This is a genomic window from Stenotrophomonas sp. STEN240 (genome assembly GCF_056756175.1).
Map to the genome: position 1 here is coordinate 124496 of NZ_JBRRBO010000008.1, position 6059 is coordinate 130554.

Annotated in this window: 7 protein-coding genes and 1 tRNA gene; all 8 read right to left on the reverse strand. The window is 62.9% G+C overall.

Annotation, left to right across the window (positions count from 1 at the left end):
- Positions 1-18 precede the first annotated feature (18 nt).
- The 8 genes from ACVOKO_RS05835 to accD all read right to left on the reverse strand — a co-directional run bounded on the left by ACVOKO_RS05835 (position 19) and on the right by accD (position 5809).
- Positions 19-573, reverse strand: coding sequence for a NuoB/complex I 20 kDa subunit family protein (locus tag ACVOKO_RS05835; RefSeq protein ID WP_017354657.1), 555 nt, complete (start codon positions 571-573; stop codon positions 19-21).
- Positions 564-920, reverse strand: coding sequence for an NADH-quinone oxidoreductase subunit A (locus ACVOKO_RS05840; protein ID WP_057626704.1), 357 nt, complete (start codon positions 918-920; stop codon positions 564-566). The genes ACVOKO_RS05835 and ACVOKO_RS05840 overlap by 10 nt, the downstream gene beginning before the upstream one ends.
- Positions 921-1032: 112 nt before the next feature.
- Positions 1033-1117, reverse strand: a tRNA-Leu gene (locus ACVOKO_RS05845).
- Positions 1118-1165: 48 nt separating this feature from the next.
- On the reverse strand, positions 1166-1612 hold the full coding sequence (gene secG, locus ACVOKO_RS05850) for a preprotein translocase subunit SecG (RefSeq protein ID WP_346498000.1): 447 nt from the start codon (positions 1610-1612) through the stop codon (positions 1166-1168).
- A gap of 27 nt (positions 1613-1639) precedes the next feature.
- A complete protein-coding gene (tpiA, locus tag ACVOKO_RS05855; RefSeq protein WP_346498001.1) occupies positions 1640-2395 on the reverse strand; it encodes a triose-phosphate isomerase in 756 nt (251 codons plus the stop codon).
- A gap of 161 nt (positions 2396-2556) precedes the next feature.
- Positions 2557-3495 carry an isopenicillin N synthase family dioxygenase gene (locus ACVOKO_RS05860; protein ID WP_346498002.1) on the reverse strand — a complete coding sequence of 313 codons (939 nt, stop codon included), beginning with the start codon at positions 3493-3495 and terminating at the stop codon, positions 2557-2559.
- A gap of 74 nt (positions 3496-3569) precedes the next feature.
- Positions 3570-4928, reverse strand: coding sequence for a phosphoglucosamine mutase (glmM, locus tag ACVOKO_RS05865; RefSeq protein WP_346498003.1), 1359 nt, complete (start codon positions 4926-4928; stop codon positions 3570-3572).
- Positions 4928-5809, reverse strand: a complete 882-nt coding sequence (gene accD, locus ACVOKO_RS05870; RefSeq protein WP_346498004.1) for an acetyl-CoA carboxylase, carboxyltransferase subunit beta — start codon at positions 5807-5809, stop codon at positions 4928-4930. The genes glmM and accD overlap by 1 nt, the downstream gene beginning before the upstream one ends.
- Positions 5810-6059: the final 250 nt, after the last annotated feature.

A 6059-nucleotide genomic window follows, 5' to 3' on the forward strand; every position in this document is an offset into this window, starting at 1 on the left:
TCTTGATTTGAAAGGGGATCAGCGTGCGATGGTCTGGGTTCGCCAGATCTTCTTCTGCAGCTGCAAAATGCCGTACACCAGCGCCTCGGCCGTCGGCGGGCAGCCCGGAACGTAGACGTCCACCGGCACCACACGATCACAACCGCGCACCACTGCATAGGAATAATGGTAATAACCGCCGCCATTGGCGCAGCTACCCATCGAGATGACCCACTTCGGGTCCGGCATCTGGTCGTAGACCTTGCGCAGCGCCGGGGCCATCTTGTTGACCAGCGTACCGGCCACGATCATCACGTCGGACTGTCGCGGCGAGGGACGGAACACCACACCGTAGCGGTCAAGGTCCAGACGCGCCGCACCGGCGTGCATCATTTCCACCGCACAGCAGGCCAGACCGAAGGTCATGGGCCACATCGAGCCGGTACGTGCCCAGTTCAGCAGCGCATCGACGCTGGTGGTCACATAGCCCTTCTCGAGCAGGGGGTTATCGCCTTCAGGCCGCAGAATGTCATCAACCCGCCCTTCCGGGACGGGGTTGTTCATCAGGCCGTCGAGAGTTTGGATCACTCCCATTCCAGCGCTCCCTTCTTCCACACGTAGATAAAGCCGAGGAACAGCATGCCCACGAACAGGCCCATGGTGACCAGCGAACGCGCGCCGAGCTCCATGAACACCTGGGTCCAGGGCACAATAAAGATGATTTCCAGGTCAAAGACGATGAACTGGATGGCGATCAGGTAGTAACGCACATCGAACTTCATGCGCGCGTTTTCGAACGCCTCGAAGCCACACTCATAGGCGGAGAGCTTCTCGGTGTCCGGCGAACGCGGAGCGAGGAACCGACCGATCAACATCAGCGTAACGCCGATGCCGGTGGCGACGATCAGAAACAGCAGAGACGGCAAATATTCGGCCAGCACAGCGATTCTCTCTTGCCTCTGCCCGGGACACCTGCGGGTGCCAAGGCATGGGGGATTGACGGGACTTGCCACGACGGGCTACTGCTGCAACCCGTGTACCCGCATAAAACAATGGTGCCCAAGAGGGGACTCGAACCCCTACGACTCTCGTCGCTACCACCTCAAGGTAGTGCGTCTACCAATTCCGCCACCTGGGCTTACGTCAGCGCTGCTGCTTCGCAGTGCGCCGCGTATTGTAACCGTCTTCAGTCTTTCTGTGCGGGTTCAACGGGCTTTTCTTCGCTCTTGGCGGGAATATTTTCCGCCGGAGCCGTTGCCTGCGGCACTTCACCCACAGCTGCGGCAGCCGGAGCTGCCGGCAGCGGCTGCAACTCACCAGCCGGCGCTGCCGGAGCCGTGGCCGGAGCCGCCGCTTCAACCGCACCCATCAGGCCCACGCCCTGGTCCGCAGGACGCGAACCGTGGCTGGCGTACCACGCCATGAACAAGCTGATGCCAAAAAACACCACGGCCAGCCATTTGGTGCTCTTGGACAGGAAGTTGGACGCGCCACGCGCGCCAAACACCGTACCCGACGCACCGGCACCAAAACCCGAACCTGCGGCAGCACCAGAGCCACGCTGCATCAGGATCAGCGCGATCATCGCGAGCGCCACCAGCACATAGACCACATTGAGGATCAACATCAGCATTTGAAATCCGTCCCGGACAATTACCCGTTAGCGACTGGCAGCTGCTCTCGCGATGGCCAGAAAATCAGCCGCCACCAGCGAAGCGCCACCTACCAGCCCGCCATCGACGTCAGGCTGTGAAAACAGCTCTGCAGCGTTGTCGGGCTTGACGCTGCCGCCATAAAGGATCGACAACGAATCGGCGATTCTAGCATCGCGCTCGGCCACTACGCCACGAATGAACGCATGCACGGCCTGCGCCTGCGCCGGCGTGGCGGTAAGACCGGTGCCAATCGCCCATACCGGCTCATACGCCACTACGGCTTTGGCGAAGGCCTGCACCCCGGCCAGATCCAACACCGGACCCAGCTGCGCGGCAATCACCGACTCGGTCTGCCCCGCCTCACGCTGCTCCAGCGTCTCACCAACACATAAGACTGGAATCAGGCCAGCATTGATCGCGGCAACGAACTTGCGCGCCACCAGCTCATTGCTCTCGTTATGGTACTGGCGGCGCTCCGAATGGCCGACCAGACCATGCGTAGCACCCACATCCACCAGCATGCTGGCCGAGACTTCGCCGGTATAGGCACCTTTCTCATTGCTGCTGACATCCTGCGCGCCAAAAGCCAGCGCCGTATCCTCGAAATCCTCGACCAGGTCACCCAGATACGGCAGCGGCGGCAGGATCACCACGCTCACGCCCGGCGCCGGCAAGCCGGCAGCCACCTGCCCCACCAGATCGGTGGCGAATTGACGGCTGCCATGCAGCTTCCAGTTACCTGCAACGATTTTTTGGCGCATTCAGGCGTAACTCCGGGGTAAAAAGTATCGGCAAAGGATAGCCGATATGCGGACATCGCCAGGACAAACGGCAGACAACGGGAGACAAGATGCAAAAACGCCGCCGGGCCTGGGCCACGGCGGCGTCATTGCGACAGCCAACACCTGGATGGTGCGGGCGATTACTTCAGCTTGATCTCACGCAGGCGCTCTTCCAGGAAGCCGTGGGCGGTAATCGCCTCCGGGTAGCGGCTGGGATTTTCCGCAGTGATGCACGAGGGCAGCACGTCGATCAGGAAATCCGGGTTCGGGTGCAGGAAGAACGGCACCGAATAACGCGGCTTGCGTGCCAGCTCACCCGGGGGATTGACCACGCGGTGGATGGTGGACGGGTACACGTGGTTGGTCAGGCGCTGCAGCATGTCACCGATGTTGACCACGATGGTGTCGGCGTCGGAGGTGAACGGCACCCACTCGCCTTCATGCGACTGTACTTCCAGGCCGGCGGCACTGGCACCGACCAGCAAGGTGATGAAATTGATGTCGCCATGGGCGCCGGCGCGCACATTGGGGATGTCATCGGTGGTGATCGGCGGGTAATGGATCGGGCGCAGGATCGAGTTGCCGTTGTTGGTCTTGTCGGCGAAATAGTCTTCCGGCAGGCCGATGTGCAGCGCCAGCGCCGACAGCACGCGCGAACCCAACTGGTCCAGCTTCTGGTAAAGGCCGTAACCGTGCTCCTTGAAGCCCGGCACTTCGCTCGGCCACAGGTTCGGCGGCATCACTTCACGATACTTGGAGTCGTCGCCGATCTCACGACCGACATGCCAGAACTCCTTCAGGTCGAAATGCTTGGAGCCCTTGGCCGTTTCCACACCGAACTGGGTATAGCCGCGCGCACCACCGCCACCGGCGATGTGGTACTGCTTCTTCACATCTTCCGGCAGCGCGAAGAACGCCTTGAACACGTCATACGCGGCGTCGATGTCCGCCTGCGGAATGCCGTGGTTGCGAATACCCGCAAAACCCCACTCACGATAAGCGGCGCCCAGCTCGGCCACGAAGGCCTCACGGTCGCTATCGAAACGGGTGATGTCGAGGGTGGGAATACGGGAACTCATACAACTACTCCAAGGAAGGGAACGGGACGCCGGCTATTGGAACCGACATCCCGGCAACACCACTATGATCCAGCTCAAACCTGTGCGGCAGCCGAACGAACCGCATCGGCCAGCGCTTCAAGGGTGGCGGCCATCAGCCCGGCCTCATCGGCCTCGACCGTGACCCGCACCACCGGCTCGGTACCCGAAGGACGCAGGAAGGCCCTGCCCCGCCCGGCCACCGCCGCCTGCGCGGCGGCCAGCGCAGCCTGTACCGGCGCACTGGCAACCACCTCGCGCGCGCCCGTTTCCAGACGCACATTGATGGTTTTCTGCGGCACCATCACCAGCCCCTGCAGCGCTTGGCGCAGATTCACACCGCCACGGCCCAGCACTTCCAGCACCTGCAAGGCACTGACGATGGCGTCACCGGTGGTTGCGCGGTCCAGGCACAGGATATGGCCGGAGGCTTCGCCACCAAGCACGCCATTGCCCTCGACCAGCGCCTGGTGCACATAGCGGTCACCGACATTGGCGCGGACGAACGGGATACCCAGGCGTTCAAGCGCCTGCTCCAACCCGTAGTTGGTCATCAAGGTGCCGACCATCGGCCCGCGCAGACGGCCATTGGCCTGCCACGCCTTGGCCAGCACGTACAGCAGGCCATCGCCGTCCACCGCCGCACCGGTGTCATCGACCATCAACACGCGGTCGCCATCACCATCGAAGGCGATGCCGATATCGGCGCCAACCTCGACCACTTTGCGCGACAGGCTTTCGATATGCATCGAGCCGACGCCATCATTGATATTGACGCCATTGGGCTCGGCGCCGATTGCAACCACCTCCGCACCCAGCTCGCGGAACAGCAGCGGCGCCACGTGATAGGTAGCCCCGTGTGCGCAATCGAGCACGACCTTGAGCCCGCGCAGGTAGAAATCACGCGGCACGCTGGCCTTGCAGAACTCGATGTAACGGCCCACCGCATCGCGGGCGCGCACCGCCTTGCCCAACTGCTCTGATTCCACCGTCGAGAACGGCTCATCCATCGCTGCTTCCAGCGCCAGTTCGGTGGCGTCGTCGAGCTTTTCGCCTTCGCCGGAGAAGAACTTGATGCCGTTGTCGTAATGCGGATTGTGCGAAGCACTGATCACGATGCCGGCATCGGCACCCAGCGTATGCGCAAGGAACGCCACCGCCGGGGTCGGCATCGGCCCGATCAGCTGCACGTTGGCACCGGCAGCAACCAGCCCCGCTTCCAACGCCGACTCGAACATATAGCCGGAGATGCGCGTGTCCTTGCCGATCACCACGGTCGGCTGTGCACCATTGCTGCGTGCAACCAGCACGCGGCCCAGCGCATTGCCGATGCGCAGTACGAAGTCAGCGGAAATGACGCCCTTGCCGACCCGGCCGCGGATGCCGTCGGTACCGAAATACTTGCGCGTACCCATCAGGCAGCCGCGTCCTCGTGCTGCGGCTGACGCCCCAGCATGGCCAGCAGGTCGGCCAGGCGATCACGCATTTCGCGGCGATCGCAGATCTGGTCGATGGCACCGTGCTCGAGCAGGAACTCCGAGCGCTGGAAGCCTTCGGGCAGCTTTTCGCGCACGGTCTGCTCGATCACGCGCGGGCCGGCAAAGCCGATCAGCGCCTGCGGCTCGGCGATGTTGATGTCGCCCAGCATCGCGAACGACGCCGATACGCCACCGGTGGTCGGATGGGTAAGCACCGAGATGTACGGCAGACCGGCATCACGCAGCTTGCCGAGCGCGGCCGAGGTCTTGGCCATCTGCATCAGCGAGAACAGGCCTTCCTGCATGCGCGCACCGCCGGAGGCGGAGAAGCAGACGTAGGGCGCGCCGATTTCCAGTGCGGTTTCCGCGGCCAGCGCGAAACGCTCACCGACCACCGACCCCATCGAGCCGCCCATGAAGGCGAAATCAAACGAGGACGCTACCAGCGGGCGGCCCTTCAACAGGCCGCGCATGGCCACCAGCGCGTCGTACTCGCCGGTGTTCTTCTGGCTGGCCTTGATGCGCTCGACGTATTTCTTCTGGTCCTTGAACTTGAGCACGTCGGTCGGCCCAAGGCGGGCGGCGATCTCGCTGGTGCTGTCAGCATCAAACAACGAGGCCAGGCGCGCACGCGCGCGGATGGCCATGTGGTGCCCACACTTCGGGCAGACCTCAAGGTTTTCTTCCAGCTCCGGGCGGTACAGGGCCGCGCCGCAGCTTGAGCATTTTTCCCACAGCCCCTCAGGGACGCTGCGTTTTTTGGAGGGCGTGTTGTCGGTACGGATGCCGGACGGCATCAACTTGCTGAGCCAACTCATGCGGGATGACAATTCCGTTCAGGGCGGCCTTGCGGCCACGACAGGGCTCACAGTCTAGCTCACCACTGCGACCAAGGCGCAGCACTGTATGTGGCGGAATCCCTACTGCCGCGTATGTTTGGCGACACAATGCCGGGATCCTGTAGTGCCGAGCCATGCTCGGCAAGGGGCCCGGATTCCTGTATTGCCGAGCCATGCTCGGCAAGGGGGCTGGATTTCTGTAGTGCCGAGCCATGCTCGGCAAGAGGCG